10 protein-coding genes, 4 tRNA genes and 3 rRNA genes are annotated in these 15,832 nt (G+C 40.1%); all 17 read right to left on the minus strand.

Features of this window, described 5'->3' with window-relative positions:
• Nucleotides 1–55: 55 nt before the first annotated feature.
• The 17 genes from J4O15_RS12440 to J4O15_RS12515 all read right to left on the minus strand — a co-directional run bounded on the left by J4O15_RS12440 (nucleotide 56) and on the right by J4O15_RS12515 (nucleotide 15,826).
• A tRNA-Leu gene (locus tag J4O15_RS12440) sits at nucleotides 56–139 on the minus strand.
• Between the two features lie 22 nt (nucleotides 140–161).
• Nucleotides 162–232: transfer RNA gene (locus tag J4O15_RS12445), tRNA-Cys, on the minus strand.
• A 21-nt stretch (nucleotides 233–253) separates the two neighbouring features.
• Nucleotides 254–326: transfer RNA gene (locus J4O15_RS12450), tRNA-Asn, on the minus strand.
• Nucleotides 327–599: 273 nt separating this feature from the next.
• Nucleotides 600–3,489 (minus strand): 23S ribosomal RNA (locus tag J4O15_RS12455).
• A gap of 458 nt (nucleotides 3,490–3,947) precedes the next feature.
• Nucleotides 3,948–4,021 (minus strand) — tRNA-Ile (locus tag J4O15_RS12460).
• Between the two features lie 5 nt (nucleotides 4,022–4,026).
• Nucleotides 4,027–4,239 carry a hypothetical protein gene (locus tag J4O15_RS12465; RefSeq protein WP_009221296.1) on the minus strand — a complete coding sequence of 71 codons (213 nt, stop codon included), beginning with the start codon at nucleotides 4,237–4,239 and terminating at the stop codon, nucleotides 4,027–4,029.
• 42 nt (nucleotides 4,240–4,281) lie between these two features.
• A 5S ribosomal RNA gene (rrf, locus tag J4O15_RS12470) occupies nucleotides 4,282–4,401 on the minus strand.
• A gap of 264 nt (nucleotides 4,402–4,665) precedes the next feature.
• Nucleotides 4,666–6,307 (minus strand): 16S ribosomal RNA (locus J4O15_RS12475).
• Together the 16S, 23S and 5S rRNA genes with 4 tRNA genes alongside form the textbook arrangement of a ribosomal RNA operon.
• 57 nt (nucleotides 6,308–6,364) lie before the next feature.
• On the minus strand, nucleotides 6,365–6,496 hold the full coding sequence (locus J4O15_RS16185) for a hypothetical protein (RefSeq protein ID WP_279546294.1): 132 nt from the start codon (nucleotides 6,494–6,496) through the stop codon (nucleotides 6,365–6,367).
• A 504-nt stretch (nucleotides 6,497–7,000) separates the two neighbouring features.
• Entirely contained in the window at nucleotides 7,001–8,029 is a 1,029-nt protein-coding gene (locus J4O15_RS12480) for an RNA ligase family protein (RefSeq protein WP_208100995.1), read from the minus strand.
• A 64-nt stretch (nucleotides 8,030–8,093) separates the two neighbouring features.
• A complete protein-coding gene (locus J4O15_RS12485) occupies nucleotides 8,094–8,963 on the minus strand; it encodes a BadF/BadG/BcrA/BcrD ATPase family protein (protein WP_208100996.1) in 870 nt (289 codons plus the stop codon).
• Nucleotides 8,960–10,054, minus strand: coding sequence for a DUF871 domain-containing protein (locus J4O15_RS12490; protein WP_208100997.1), 1,095 nt, complete (start codon nucleotides 10,052–10,054; stop codon nucleotides 8,960–8,962). Before J4O15_RS12490 ends, J4O15_RS12485 begins: the two co-directional genes overlap by 4 nt.
• Before the next feature lie 30 nt (nucleotides 10,055–10,084).
• Nucleotides 10,085–11,431, minus strand: a complete 1,347-nt coding sequence (locus J4O15_RS12495) for a PTS sugar transporter subunit IIC (protein ID WP_009218946.1) — start codon at nucleotides 11,429–11,431, stop codon at nucleotides 10,085–10,087.
• Nucleotide 11,432: 1 nt separating this feature from the next.
• The gene (locus tag J4O15_RS12500; protein ID WP_208100998.1) at nucleotides 11,433–11,744 is read right to left on the minus strand and encodes a PTS sugar transporter subunit IIB; all 312 of its coding nucleotides are present in this window, start codon (nucleotides 11,742–11,744) and stop codon (nucleotides 11,433–11,435) included.
• A 207-nt stretch (nucleotides 11,745–11,951) separates the two neighbouring features.
• Nucleotides 11,952–13,277, minus strand: coding sequence for an IS1380 family transposase (locus tag J4O15_RS12505; protein WP_208099327.1), 1,326 nt, complete (start codon nucleotides 13,275–13,277; stop codon nucleotides 11,952–11,954).
• A gap of 202 nt (nucleotides 13,278–13,479) precedes the next feature.
• Entirely contained in the window at nucleotides 13,480–14,394 is a 915-nt protein-coding gene (gene murQ / locus J4O15_RS12510; RefSeq protein ID WP_009218948.1) for an N-acetylmuramic acid 6-phosphate etherase, read from the minus strand.
• Nucleotides 14,381–15,826 (minus strand): glycoside hydrolase family 1 protein, encoded by a 1,446-nt coding sequence (locus tag J4O15_RS12515; protein WP_208100999.1) that lies wholly within the window; start codon nucleotides 15,824–15,826, stop codon nucleotides 14,381–14,383. The genes murQ and J4O15_RS12515 overlap by 14 nt, the downstream gene beginning before the upstream one ends.
• Nucleotides 15,827–15,832: the final 6 nt, after the last annotated feature.

The following is a 15,832-nucleotide window of genomic DNA, read 5'->3' on the forward strand; positions in this document are numbered from 1 at the left end:
GATTTCAATATATAGGTATATCTAAAAAAAGAACAACCGAAGTTGTTCTTAAAAGTGCGGGAAAAGGGACTTGAACCCTCACGTCTATACAGACACAAGATCCTTAGTCTTGCCTGTCTGCCAATTCCAGCATTCCCGCAAAGGATTAGATTTTCTAATCAAGGCGACAACCAGATTTGAACTGGTGATCAGGGTGTTGCAGACCCACGCCTTACCGCTTGGCTATGTCGCCGTAGTCTAGTTTCCTAAACAACGCCCCGAACAGGGCTCGAACCTGTGACACTGCGGTTAACAGCCGCATGCTCTACCTACTGAGCTATCAGGGCAATTTCCTTATGGAGTATAGCAAATTTTTATTAACTTTGCAAGTGGTTTTTAAAAGAATTTACTATGATTTTACTTCATAAAATCTTTTTTCTAAGCTCGTATTCACTTCGCCTGTACTCTCTAAGAAAAGGTGATGTACCTTCAGAACTGCCTACCAAACTGCACTTCTTACTTAGCTAAACCTTTGTTTAAAGCTTAGTAAGAAAGCACATCTCAAATTCACTTACGGATTTGATGATGTCTCCGATTATATACATAAATTTTCCTATCTTTTGGTTAAACCCTCGACCTATTAGTAACCATCAACTTAATACATTACTGTACTTACATCTTGGCCCTATCTACCTCGTAGTCTTCAAGGGGTCTTACTGTTTTCACATGAGATATCCCATCTTAAGGGGGGCTTCACGCTTAGATGCCTTCAGCGTTTATCCCGTCCCGACATAGCTACCCTGCCATGGAGTTACTCTCCAACAGGTACACCAGCGGTCAGTCCGTCCCGGTCCTCTCGTACTAAGGACGGCTCCTCTCAAATATCTTACGCCCACGCCGGATAGGGACCGAACTGTCTCACGACGTTCTGAACCCAGCTCGCGTACCGCTTTAATGGGCGAACAGCCCAACCCTTGGGACCTGCTACAGCCCCAGGATGCGATGAGCCGACATCGAGGTGCCAAACCACTCCGTCGATGTGAACTCTTGGGAGTGATAAGCCTGTTATCCCCAGGGTAGCTTTTATCCGTTGAGCGATGGCAATCCCACTTTATACCACCGGATCACTAAGTCCTACTTTCGTACCTGCTCCACCCGTCGGTGTCACAGTCAAGCTCCCTTCTGCCTTTGCACTCTTTGAATGGTTTCCGACCATTCTGAGGGAACCTTCGAGCGCCTCCGATACTCTTTCGGAGGCGACCGCCCCAGTCAAACTCCCCGTCTGGCATTGTCCCCCAACCGGCTAACGGCTGCAGGTTAGAAATCCAGCAATACAGGGGTGGTATCCCAACGGCGACTCTGCATAAACTGGCGTTCATGCCTCAATGTCTCCCACCTATCCTGTACGAGTATTACCGAATCCCAGTACCAAACTGGAGTAAAGCTCCATGGGGTCTTTCCGTCCTGGCGCGGGTAACCAGCATCTTCACTGGTACTTCAATTTCACCGGGTGCATTGTTGAGACAGCGCTCAAATCATTACGCCTTTCGTGCGGGTCGGAACTTACCCGACAAGGAATTTCGCTACCTTAGGACCGTTATAGTTACGGCCGCCGTTTACCGGGGCTTCAATTCAAAGCTTCGTTTCCTGACTTCTCCTCTTAACCTTCCGGCACCGGGCAGGCGTCAGCCCATATACTTCACCTTACGGTTTCGCATAGACCTGTGTTTTTGCTAAACAGTTGCTTGAGCCTTTTTTCTGCGACCACTCTTTTAAAGTGGCACCCCTTCTCCCGAAGTTACGGGGTCATTTTGCCGAGTTCCTTAACAATGCTTCTCCCGCCGGCCTTAGGATTCTCTCCTCATCTACCTGTGTCGGTTTGCGGTACGGGTACATATAATACAATAGCGGCTTTTCTTGACGGCTCCCTAACCGACTTCCCTACTAACTTTCGGTACGCATCACGTTTTCCCTTTGCATGGTGGATTTGCCTCCCATACAGGTACTTCGCTTGCCCCGGTTTTTGTCCTCCCGGGTTCGGTTTTTAGTCTCCGTGTCCCCACAGTTCTGATTATATGTAGTACAGGAATCTGTACCTGTTATCCATCGACTACGTCTTTCGACCTTGCCTTAGGCCCCGACTTACCCTGAGTAGATCAGCTTTACTCAGGAAACCTTAGATATTCGGCCAAGAGGATTCTCACCTCTTTCTCGCTACTCATTCCGGCATTCTCTCTTCTTATTACTCCACCACTCCTTCCGGTATGGCTTCTACGCTTATAAGAATGCTCCTCTACCAATGTATAAAATACATTCCCAGGCTTCGGTGTTGTGTTTAGCCCCGGACATTTTCGGCGCAGGACCTCTCGACTAGTGAGCTGTTACGCACTCTTTTAATGTATGGCTGCTTCTAAGCCAACATCCTAGCTGTCTTTGAAATCCCACATCCTTTTCCACTTAACACACACTTTGGGACCTTAGCCGTAGGTCTGGGCTCTTTCCCTTTTGACTACCCAACTTATCTCGTGTAGTCTGACTCCCGTTTATCATCTAGCCGGCATTCGGAGTTTGATATCTCTTGGTAGGCTTTGACGCCCCCGCAAAAATTCAGTGCTCTACCTCCGGTAGACTGTTAACGAGGCTAGTCCTAAAACTATTTCGAGGAGAACCAGCTATCTCCGGGTTCGATTGGAATTTCTCCCCTATCCACACCTCATCGCCACCCTTTTCAACGGATGTGCGTTCGGTCCTCCATTCACTTTTACGCAAACTTCAACCTGGACATGGATAGATCACCCGGTTTCGGGTCTACACATACTGACTTAACTCGCCCTATTAAGACTTGGTTTCCCTTCGGCTCCGTATCTTTAATACTTAACCTTGCCTGTACATGTAACTCGCCGGACCGTTCTACAAAAAGTACGCGGTTCACCTTGCGGTGTTCCACAGTTTGTAAACATAGGGTTTCAGGTTCTTTTTCACTCCCCTCCCGGGGTTCTTTTCACCTTTCCTTCACAGTACTATACGCTATCGGTCACTGACTAGTATTTAGCCTTGGGGGGTGGTCCCCCCTGCTTCCCACAAGGTTTCTCGTGTCTCGTGGTACTCCGGATACTGCAGGATTTTATACATTTTCCCTTACACGGCTCTCACGCTCTTTGGCCCGCTTTTCCAAAACGGTTCAGGTAATATATCTTTCTCCTTTTGCAGTCCTCTACCCCGCAGTGCACGCACCACGGTTTGGGCTCTTACGGTTTCGCTCGCCACTACTCCCGCAATCACTGTTGTTTTCTTTTCCTCCGGCTACTTAGATGTTTCAGTTCACCGGGTTCCCTTCTGTATGTTATGTATTGGCATACAGATGCTTGGAGTCCTTCCAAGCGGGTTTCCCCATTCAGACATCTGCGGATCACTGAATATGTGCTTCTCCCCGCAGCTTTTCGCAGCTTGTCACGTCTTTCTTCGGCTGTCAGTGCCTAGGCATCCACCCTACGCTCTTTATGTTTAACCTCTTAAATCATATAGATTTAGTGTTTGTATGACACTAGCGTGTATCATACACTATATTTAAAATTTATTATTTTTGATGTTCTTCACACTTACTTTGTTTATATGAAGAACTACTTATTTACCGGAATCCAAACAAGCTCTCGCTCATTTTCATCAAGTAAATAATGCATTAAATACTAACTACATTTGTAATTAGTACCTCGGATGTCTAATTATAAAATATTTATATAATTTCTCGTTTGGTATGCAGTTTTCAAGGTACATCTTATGCAGAAAACTTTTCAAATTCTCTGCAAATGAGATTTAAAGATTCGAACTTCAACATCTTTCATCCTCTCCAGAGGAATATCTGATATTATCTCTTCTATATGGTAATACCATCATCTTGTTTTAATTGATGAGGCATACTTTTTCACCCGGCTTCAAGCTTTACTTGTTTTCATCAAGTGAAAAATACATGGGCTTAAGTGGACTCGAACCACCGACCTCACGCTTATCAGGCGTGCGCTCTAACCGGCTGAGCTATAAGCCCTTACTTTACATCGTCGTCTGTCCTGTGATTATCATATACAATGATATAAAGAACAACACAATAAACATAAGGATTTGTACAGGTCTTATTCTAAGCGACCAATTATATCTCTTAGCCAGATAAATTATAACTCCCTGTCCGATTATAAATAATAATGAAACAAGGCAAACCACATGCCATGGATATTGTCTGAACAAGTTTCCAAATTGCTCACCCATACATCCCCTCCTATATATTAAAGACATTTAAATCATTTAATAAAGCGGCATCCACCTACTCTCCCATATCGTCTCCAATATAGTACCATCGGCCGACTGAGTCTTAACCATCGTGTTCGGAATGGGAACGGGTGTGTCTCCCCCAGACGCATCGACACCGCTAATGTTGGTTTTAGCTTTAAACCTTAAATAAGGCTACACCATTGTCTTATTTCATTCGACAAGGTGTACTTATTCTCCGGCATTAAACCTTGCTTTCGCCCGTTTTAGCCGAGAAAATAATGTAAAACTAAACAGTACTCACAACCCCTACTAAAGCCTTTAATTATGTTCTATCATACTCACTTCATTCGTATGAAGAACTACTTTTTCACTAATACTCAAACTTCGCCTTCGGCTCGTTTTCATTATGTGAAAAATGTATAGAAAGGAGGTGATCCAGCCGCACCTTCCGATACGGCTACCTTGTTACGACTTCACCCCAGTTATCCTCCCTGCCTTCGGCAGCTCCTTCCCACACTGCTAAACACAACTTACTGCTATTCTTTATATCATATAAGTATACTCGTTCATAAGCCTTTCGGCTTACTCTCTCGTATCCTTATCACAGCTTTATGTTTACCAGTGTGGGTTAGGTCACTGACTTCGGGCATTGATGACTCCCATGGTGTGACGGGCGGTGTGTACAAGACCCGGGAACGTATTCACCGCAGCATTCTGATCTGCGATTACTAGCGATTCCAGCTTCATATAGTCGAGTTGCAGACTACAATCCGAACTGAGACGTTATTTTTGTGATTTGCTTGGCTTCGCAGCTTTGCTTCACTTTGTTTACGCCATTGTAGCACGTGTGTAGCCCAAATCATAAGGGGCATGATGATTTGACGTCATCCCCACCTTCCTCCGGATTATCTCCGGCTGTCTCGTCAGAGTGCCCATCTTACTGCTGGCTACTGACGACAAGGGTTGCGCTCGTTGCGGGACTTAACCCAACATCTCACGACACGAGCTGACGACAACCATGCACCACCTGTATCCCTTGTCCCGAAAGACTAGTCTCATTACAAGGCTATTCAAGAGTATGTCAAGATTTGGTAAGGTTCTTCGCGTTGCTTCGAATTAAACCACATGCTCCACCGCTTGTGCGGGTCCCCGTCAATTCCTTTGAGTTTCATTCTTGCGAACGTACTCCCCAGGTGGAATACTTAATGCGTTAGCTTGCGGCACCGAAGAGTTTACCTCTCCGACACCAAGTATTCATCGTTTACTGCGTGGACTACCAGGGTATCTAATCCTGTTTGCTCCCCACGCCTTCGAGCCTCAACGTCAGTTGTCGTCCAGTAAGCCGCCTTCGCCTCCGGTGTTCCTCCTAATATCTACGCATTTCACCGCTACACTAGGAATTCCGCTTACCCCTCCGACACTCAAGCTATACAGTTTCCAAAGCAGTTCATGGGTTGAGCCCACGCCTTTCACTTCAGACTTGCATTGCCGTCTGCGCTCCCTTTACACCCAGTAAATCCGGATAACGCTTGCCCCCTACGTATTACCGCGGCTGCTGGCACGTAGTTAGCCGGGGCTTCTTAGTCAGGTACCGTCATTTTCTTCCCTGCTGATAGAGCTTTACATACCGAAATACTTCTTCACTCACGCGGCGTCGCTGGATCAGGGTTTCCCCCATTGTCCAATATTCCCCACTGCTGCCTCCCGTAGGAGTTTGGGCCGTGTCTCAGTCCCAATGTGGCCGTTCACCCTCTCAGGCCGGCTACCGATCGTCGCCTTGGTGAGCCTCTACCTCACCAACCAGCTAATCGGACGCGGATCCATCTTATACCTATAAATATTTTACCCCTGCACCATGCGGTGCCGTGGTCTTATGCGGTGTTAGCGAAAATTTCTCTCCGTTATCCCCCTGTATAAGGCAGGTTATCCACGCGTTACTCACCCGTCCGCCACTAAGTCTACCTAAATTCCATCCGAAAACTTCCTTTAAGCAGCTTCGTTCGACTTGCATGTGTTAAGCACGCCGCCAGCGTTCATCCTGAGCCAGGATCAAACTCTCATATAAAAGTTTAATCTAGCCTTCTCGCTAGCTTGCATCTGTTTTCACAGATCTACTATTTTTTTAAGGTTGTTCTATCGCACTTGTTTCACTCGTACGAAGAACTCTCTTTTCACTAAGATATAAAACAAGCTTTCGCTCGTTTTCATCAAGTGAAAAATGCATCTGAAACTTCATCATATTTATATGTAACACCATCGTCTCGCTACGCTCGACGAGGTGCGCTATTTTTCTAAATTCAAGTTTCGCTTACGCTCACTTTCACTAAGAAAAATATGCGAAATATGCAATTTTTCAGGGTTGTGTGTACTGTTTAATCTTAAATTATCAAGGTTCATTGCTTTGCTGTTTGCAACAGCTTAACTATTATATCAAGCTCATTTTATCTTGTCAACAACTTTTTTAGAGTTATTTTTCAGATTATTTAAAGCTTTTTCTGCTCTTTTCAAGCAACTTTGATATGATATCATTTATTCTTTGTCTTGTCAATAACTTTTTAAATTATTTTTAAGTTATTCTGACATTTGAATTAAGTCCTTTGCAAAAGCAGTGTTCTGATTATACATTCAATTATCTTCAAAGTCAAGCAAAATCCAAGAAAAAAAGAGCAAAAATACTCTCAAAAATAACTGTAAAAATGGCTACAACTTCGATACAGTATATCCGAAGCTATAGCCATTTTAATGCTTTAAAAATTTTCTACTCTTTCAACAGATAATCATTGTTTATAACCTTCATAGAAAGAGGTCCTGATATAGTACTTGAATATACCTCTTCTATAGGTCTTATCACTATACCCTCCTTGTTCTTACCTGAATCATACTTACCCTTTGCTCTTTCCAAAAGTTCATCAACACTTTTATATTTAAACTCTTCCTCCACTTCCTCTACAGGTACCATATTTAAATCAAGAAGCTTACACAATTCTTCCATTTTACCTAGAGAGAGTCTTACATTGTTGACCATATCGGTTACTGTAAATACATACCACTCCGGTTCTGCCAGCTTTAACCTGTTTTTTTGAATACCGGGACCACAAAACTCTCCTTGAATTGCTATGTTTTCAAGATTATTTTCTTTAAGTTTTTCCTCTATTCTATGCTTATGTGCATATTTCCACATAGCACATTTATCATCATCCGCATATTCGTAGTTTCTACCACATACACCGAAATGATCACCGCTCTTATACATGGTTACACTGCAGCCGTCCATTTTAGTACTGATGTAGTACCCCCTTACTGTCCTAAACTCTTCTATCAGCTCAGGATATGACTGTACTCTAAGCTCATCAGTTTTTGAGATTTCACTTGGAAACTCTGCAATAACCGTACCGTCATTGCTTACTCTCTCCTCTATTTCCCATTTTCTTATTCCAAGGAGTTCGGTTACATCATCACCTATTTCATATTCACCTGTAGGAAGTATCTCTAACGGTTGTACCAATCCCTGTGATATCTGTCCTCTGAATTTCATAGTTTTTAACCTGAATCCCGCTCCCATTATTTCATTTTCTTTAAAGCTGCTTGCTCTAAGGAATTCAAAGCGTTCACATACCGGAAGGAACGAGTCCACTTCCATATATACACATTTATCACCTATACTGAATTGACCTTTATTTGCAACACATTGCCATCCCAATACATGTACACATTCTATCTTTTCAGCACCTTCTATAGGCGTGATATTATGTACAAACTGTATGGAGGCTAATTTTCTTTTTCCCATTTTCACCTCAACATAATAATTTTTTTCTATACACTCATTATAGCAAATTTATAACTGCTTTGCATTATACTTGTAGTATACTTCCCTTTTCCGGTGGAAATAACGGTGCAACAATATCGATATCCGGATTCATTTCCTTTATACGTTCCATTATATAATCAGACTTGAATACTCCACCTATATAACTTAACTTTATCCTTTTATTTTTTTCAAATTTTGTACTCAAAGCTCTGATATGTAGAGTTATTTCTCTTGCAGCTCTTTCAAATATATTTTTTATACTTTCACTGCTATAAATATATTTTGATGCTTCTGCAGCAAGACCTGCTATATGTTCTCTTGTGAAATCACCCGTTGCTATATCATTAACACTATTCATATTAAAATATTCCGGCACCAAATCTGATATCTTACTTTTTTTATTCCTTCCGTCAGCTTCTTTTAATGCAGTTGATATAATATCCCTGCCTATGCTGTATGCACTGCCCTCATCACCATATCTATATCCGAAGCCACCGCATCTATAGGTATTATTCCCTATCTTTGCAAAGCCTATACTTCCGGTACCGGCAATTATAAGTATACCGTCATCTCCTCCAAGTGCCCCGACCATTGCAATATATGCATCTGAATACAGCTTAAAATCATCAAAAACCATAGAAAACTCATCTTCAAGCTTTTTTCTATAATCCGTATTTATACCATATCCGCCCAGACCTGCCCCAACCTTAAGATTATAATTACAGTCTTTTATATTGATAATCAACTTTTCTTTTGCCGCAGTAAGAATAGATACCGCTTCCTTAAAACTTGTCTGTGCAGGATGAATTGTAGGCATTAAAACAGATGTAATACTGTTTTTATCATTGTCAAACAGTATAAAATTTGTCTTTGTTCCTCCCCCGTCTATTCCGATATAATAAGTGTTTTTCATCTATGCTTCTCTTTCACAGCAAACTTTTGCCACGGTCTGATATAATCAAGTAAAAACAACTCATCTTTATCAATATGTCCGACAACCGAACTCATTCCGGAATTTTCCATATCGCTTAAAGCAATCTGCAGTTCTCCTGCATAATGACCGTAGAGTGAGCTTTCAATTATAATATCACCTCTTTTTATAGGTGCGGGATTTATTACTTCAAATTTTTCACCCTTATATTTTACCCTTGAAGCTGTTGATCTTATAAAGTTATCCGATTTATCTCCTCTGTTAAAATGCATTTCTTTTAAAACTATAGTTCTTTCGAGTATGGGAAGTTCAGGTAACAGCTCCACATCAAAGCACACTCTGTCAAGAGGAATACTTTTTATCTTTTTAAGCTCATCATCTGTAGGATAACAGTTTGAAATAATGATATCATCAATATCATCCAGAGCTATCATATGCTTTAATTGCTTATCAATACTTATATTTCTATGAATTTCAAGACTTGGGAGTCCGAAATCAGTAGGCCATGGTCCAAATGAGCCTTCACTTCTTGTTGTAATAAATGCCGCTGTATTAAGACCGTACTTTTTAAATCTTTTAGTACAGCGCTTAAAGAAATCAATCCCCAGTCCACTGTAATTATGAGGATAAAAATTATGGCAGCCATAGAGATTATATCTGTTAGGTTCATAATCCATTATAGTATCAATAGTTGAAACATCATTTGACATATTTATTTCAATCTTAAGTCCATATTCATTAAATGTCATAATTGACTCTTCAAGTCCGCTAAATCCTATATCAAGTCTTAAGCCGTCCGCTCCTATTTCCTTAAAGAAGCTAAGATCTTTATATGAAATCTTCAGCTTATCAAAAACTGAAGGTGATACATCCACAATTATTTCAAAGCCAAGATTCTTTGCATAAAGATTTATATCTCTAAAATCATTTACTATCTCTTCCCTTGATTTATTCACTGATAAAAGACATGAGAATATACGAGAAAAGCCGGAATCTCCGGCTTTTTTAATATATTCAATAATATTTTCGACACTGTCTTTTTCAGGATAAATCGATATTCCAAGTCTACGCATATCTCTCCTTTTTATTTATCCGTAAAATATTTAAGCAGCTATATCACTGTCCTCCTGCTTCTTTAAATCAGCATCATACTTATTAAAGAATGGAAGATATATAATCACTGAGAGTATTATAAGTAATACATTTAATATAAATGCTCTTATATCTCCATTTGTAGCAAGAAAAGCACCTATAGGTCCGGGCAATGTCCATGGCGCCGATGCCACCACTCTGTTTACAAGCCCCAGTTCTGTTGCAATCCATCCGATTATAGCACAAATAGTAGGTGTAAGTACAAATGGTATCAAGAGTACAGGATTGAGTATTATCGGACAACCAAAAATCATAGGCTCATTTATATTAAAGAGTGCCGGCACAAAAGCCACCTTTCCGAGTGTCTTTCCATACTGTGATTTTGACTTAAATAAAAGTAAAATTGCAAGTCCGATAGTTGTTCCCGAACCTCCGATAAATATAAACCATTGATAGAAAGCCTCCGGTGCTATATTAGGAATAGGAACTCCCGCAGCAAGTGCATTTGAATTTTGCTCAAGAAGCACAAGCCATATAGGTCTTGTTACACTTCCTACAACACTGCTTCCATGTATACCGAAGCACCAGAAGAATGAATCAAGGAATGTAAGGAATAATACTGACGGAAGTGTATCCGCAACATGTACTATCGGTCTTATAACCGCACCTACAATGCCGTGAACATTTATTCCAAGCCACATACATATAGTCGAAACTATAAGTAGAATAATAACTGTAGGTGTAAGTGCTTCAAAGCTTCTTGCAACTGATGCGGGAACCTGCTCAGGCATTCTGATTTTAAAACCTGATTTCTGTGTAAATCTATAGATCTCTACCGCAAAAAAGGCTGTAAGAATACCTACAAACATTCCGTCAGAACCTATATATGACATTCCCAGATGCCATCCGCTCGGTATAGCCTTAAGATAGTCAGCCAAAGCCTGATTGCTTGCAGCAAGATTTTTAATCTCCTCACTTGCCTCCGGGAGCGATACAGGTACTACTGTCAAAAGAAATGCCAATTCTGAAAGAATAGCTCCCGAGAGTCCGTCCAAATCATAACTTTTTGCAAGTGAGAACCCTATTCCAAATACTGCATACAATGTCATAATATACATTGCCATACGATATGGAAGTAGTATTCTACCTACATTTGCTTTTATAAACTGTGCAATTCCCCAGCTTGCAGGCATTTGATTCGGCAGGAATGCGATTACAAGGAACAAAGAACTCACTATTACTATAGGCAAAGTCGCAATAATACCGTCTCTTACAGCCCTTAAATGTCTTTGTTCGCTGAGCTTAGCCATAGGTGTACTTAGATTCTTGTCTAAAAAAGTAGCCATCTTGTCAAACATTTTACTTACCTCCTGTTAATCCTTTCATCTGTGTGTAAAGCTTCGGTCCACCTAGAGGTGAATAAGCCATGGGTTCAATCAATGCACATGGAATATTTTGTGCATCTGCCGCAGCCTTGATATTTTCAAATCTATGGCGAATCTGTGGCGCTACCATAACACAGTTCCAACCGTTTTTTACCTCATCATCAACAGCCTGAGTTCCTATTGCAAGAACCTCAATACTTTCGCCATGCTTCTCAGCCTCCTTTTTTAAGGCATTAACAGCAATGGTTGATGACATTCCGCCTGAACAAACAAATAATACCTTCATACATTACCTTCTTTCTAAATATTATTTCAATTTTAAAAATAACCCTGAATTATTCACGGTACAATATTTTAGTTAATTACCGTGCTATAAATCTTTAAACTTGACCAATGACGCTATAACTGAATTAATACATCTAAAAATGGGCAGACTTCCCCCTAGGTAGAGTTTTTGAGTAGTTATTAAGCTCTCAAGGTTCGTTATTAGTTGCTATTCGAGTTGTACATATAGCTTGCTAATATTTGATATAGTCTCATAGAACTCATCCTTATATGGGCAACTGCTACACAGCTTGAATGTTATATACCTTGCTGAACGAATTACTTTTGCAGCAATCTTTAGCAGTTTTAGACGAACAGTATCAATTCGTTGTTTTCTCATATTTGCAGATAATGCTAATCGTCTAAACCAATTAAATATGTTATAAGCAAGTGCATGTATTTGGAGTCTGTTGGCATTTACAATTCTTGTATGACTGCTGACAGAAGCAAAGTCAAAACCTGTTTTACTTTCCTTTATGAAGTTTTCCATCAAGCCTCTTTTGCAATAGAACTTGATAAGATATTCAGGGGATGACTCCATATTTGTAACAATGAATGTATACATGTAAGTCATTTGGTTTTCAGGTTTTTCAACTTTACAGACAACACGTCTTTCATAATGCCAAGGACCTGCCTGATACATGAATTCACCATAAACTACAGCATAATCTACTTTGTTGTTTTTTGTGATTTCATCAAGTTCATCTACAAGATATGATACCTTATCACGAAGTATAGCATTTTCTTTCAAACGAATTACATAGCCGGTACCGTTTTCTTCACACTGTTTATACAAACCCGGTGTTGCAAAGCCACTATCTCCACGAAGGAGAAGTTTAATTTCCGGAAAATCTTTAAGATATTCATCAAGTATAGGCTGAAGAAATTCCACAACACCTGTGCTTGAATACTGAGTCCCATCACGAAGCTGAATTTTAATCAAATCTCCTGTGAGTCCATCATAGCAAACAAGTGGATGGTAACCGTTACTTTGATAGTGGAAGTTAAATGCTCTGCCTTCCTGTTTGCCATAGGCATTAAGAAGTGTTGAGTCCAGATCTAAAATGATAGCTTCAGGCATCTGAATACTATAAACTTTCTTTCGAAGGATCCGGTTCATAGAAAGGAACTGATTCAGTGAGTCCTCATCCATTCGATTATGAAATCGTGAAATAGTTGGCTGCGATGCTAAAGTGTCTTTATTCAGCACTGCTTTAAACACAGGATCATTTGTAAGTTCATCTGAAGAATCATCTTCAAAATAGCCTGCAATGATCATATATATCATCTGAAGAAGGTTTTCTTTATCAGTGTGATAACGGAATAATGCAGAATCATTGGTCTTAAATGATTTACAGAAAAGTTTGTCAATGCCAAGTTTACTTACGAATTCTTTTATAAGAAGTAAGCCTGCATCGGAGGATAAATCTCCTCCATCGAAATTAATTTTAATTTTTCTATTGCTTTCAAGTGATAAGGTGTTTACAATACTCATAAAGGGCTCCTTTGTGTGATTATATTGAGTTTTAGCACCTTAATTTTACCACAAATGGACGCTCTTTTTTTATTCACTTACTAGGTGAAAGCAATATTTTGTTAAAATATAGTAATTATATGGCTTTCAGCCACGTTCATGATGTTGCCATGAATAATCTAGGATAACTATACCCTGTATTGTAAAGTTCAAAATATGCACTTTATTTATTAAGCATCAGCAAATTCTTTATTGTGGCACTGACATTTAAATCATTTTTCTCAAGTGTCTTTCTTGCTTTAGAGGCGTCTACGGATGCCAGCCCCATAACTATTGCCACTTTGACATCATATCCCGAATCCTCTAAAAGTTTTTTTGAACTTTCTTTCTCTATACCTGTAGCCTCGCTTACAATATTTAATGCCCTGACTTTCAGCTTTTCATTTGTTGTAGCTACATCAACCATAAGATTTTGATAAACTTTACCTATTTTCACCATTGCGGTAGTGGAAATCATATTTAGCACCATCTTTTGTGCTGTCCCCGCCTTCATTCTGGTAGAACCGGTTACCGCTTCGGCACCTACTATCACCTCTATCTTTGCATCTGCCATATCGGATATTTTTGCTCCCTGAACACAGCTTATTGCTGCAGTTTTTGCGCCTATACTTCTTGCATATTCAAGTCCGCCTATCACATAAGGCGTTCTTCCGCTTGCTGCAAGTCCTACTAAGGTATCTTTTTCATTAAAGCCTATCTTTTTTAAATCTTTTACCGCAAGTTCCTTGGAATCTTCAGCACCCTCAACAGCCTTTCTGATAGCTTTATCTCCTCCTGCTATAATTCCGATAACCATATCAAAAGGTACGCCGTATGTCGGAGGACATTCGCTCGCATCAAGTATCCCAAGTCTTCCTGATGTTCCTGCACCCATATATATAAGCCTGCCTCCGGATTTTATACTGCCGACCGCAAAATCTGTTGCCTTTCCAATCTCGGCTATAGCAGGTTCCACACAGTCCGCAATCTTTTTATCCTCTTGATTTATTTTCGCAATAATTTCTACAGTGGAAAGTTCATCCAGATTCATCGTGTTAATATTTCTTTTTTCCGTATCCAAACTTTCAAGACTTAACACTTTCCCTCTCCTTTGCTATAAATTCCTTGTAGAATTTAAAACTTTTCTTTTTATATCTTTTATATGTGCCGTTTCCAAGATTGTCGGCATCTACATATACCACACCATATCTTTTTGTCATCTCCAATGAACCGGCTGACACTATATCCACAATGCCCCATAAAAGATATGCCAGACATTCGACTCCGTCATCTATTGCAAGTTTTATCTGCTCAAAATGGTCTTTTAAATACTGAATCCTGTAATCATCATTTATAATATTTCCTTCAAGCAGCACATCATTATATCCGAAGCTGTTCTCCGTAATCATTACAGGTTTTTTATATCTGTCATAAATCTTATTCATAGAGATTCTTATACCTACCGGATCTATCTGCCATCCCCATTCATTCGCCTTTAAATAAGGATTCTTTGTACTTACAACCAAGTTTCCGGCAGTCTTTTCCATCTCTGTGGATGCACATACATTTGACTGATAATATGAAAATCCTACAAAATCCGCCGTATTATCTTTTAAAAGTTTTTCATCCCACGGCAAAAATTCCACATTTATATTATTATCCCTGAAATACTTTCTCATATAGTAAGGATACTCACCGCCTGCAAGTACATCTGTAAAAAACCATTGATTTACCTGCTCATACTGCAATGCCTTTAGCTGATCCATAGGATTACAGGAATAGCCATAATAGCAAAAGCAGGCAGCCATACATCCAAAACTTGCTTTTAACATCTTTTTCCCAAGTTCTATCACCTTTGCGGATGCTATAAACTGATTATGAAGTCCGGCAAATATATCATTTAAATCATATCCGCTGCCCTTTATATTCTCATCTCTAAGTAGTCCAAGTCCGTTAAAAGGACTGAAAAAACCCGTGTTTATTTCATTAAACGGTACTACAAAGTCAAGATATTTTCCCAATCTGTCAAATATTACCTTTGCATATTTTACATATAAATCCACCAGCTTTCTGTTCTTCCATCCACCGTATTTTTCGACTAATGCCAGCGGAAGCGCATAATGTGTAAGACTAAGATATATCTTTATACCCTTTGAACTAAGCTTTTTTATAATGTCTTCATACATATTCAATGCATCCTCATTCGGAGTATCTTCTTCTCCTGTAGGAAATATTCTCGACCATGCAATAGAGATTCTGTAAACATCTATTCCCAGTTCAGCTAAATACTCTATATCCTCATCTATATGTAAGAGCCCTTCACTCCCCTTTCTTCCCGGAAAAAAATCTCCCGAAACAGGATGCTTTGCTCTTTCTATATCGTATTTTGTTAAAAGTCTTGTGGATGTAGTGGCATTGTCGGTTCTCTTTATATATCTTCTGCAGTCCTGTGTATCCATTCCCTTATTAAAAAGTTCAAATCCGCCTTCATATTGGCTTGAGGCACTTGCACCTCCCCAAAGCATTCTCATTTTATT

This window comes from Lachnoanaerobaculum sp. Marseille-Q4761, from assembly GCF_017565785.1.
Lineage (GTDB): Bacteria > Bacillota > Clostridia > Lachnospirales > Lachnospiraceae > Lachnoanaerobaculum.